We start from the raw sequence: 402 nt of genomic DNA, 5'->3' as shown, positions 1-402 counted from the left end.
GATCAAGGATCTTTAGGTCTTTGACCCGCTTGTAGAACGCTCCGAGATATTCGTGAGTGCCGGGCTCAAAGCCTTGATCCTCGAGGTCTTCTTGGATCTCTTCACCCAGCGGGCCGACCGTCTCCTCGACTATATAGGTCACAACGTAGTCGGGGGTGTAGTACGCTCCCGTCCCCTTCCGTTCTCCCTCGTCATTGACAACATAGAGCCCGCCTTCGTCGACAGTCTCGACGGCATCGGCGACCGATACCTCTGTCGCGGGCTTCCAAATCTGCCCGCCGTCCTCAGCGACAGCGGCGTAGTCCTCGGGAGCGATTCGGAACTGGTGCTCGAGCAGCCCCTCATAGACGCTCCCAAGGTGGCGGGTGTCCAGGTCAGCGTAGTCGGCTAAGACGTACCGTC

The 402-nt window shown here is 59.5% G+C and carries 1 protein-coding gene; it reads right to left on the bottom strand.

What is annotated here, in order from left to right:
* The coding region (locus tag C492_RS21865; RefSeq protein WP_008427657.1) for a hypothetical protein at window positions 1-402 on the bottom strand (402 nt) is incomplete at both ends.

The organism is Natronococcus jeotgali DSM 18795 (assembly GCF_000337695.1).
GTDB classification, from domain to species: Archaea; Halobacteriota; Halobacteria; order Halobacteriales; family Natrialbaceae; genus Natronococcus; species Natronococcus jeotgali.
The sequence above is the reverse complement of the archived record's forward strand: the minus strand, read 5'-3'. Positions and strand labels throughout refer to the sequence as shown.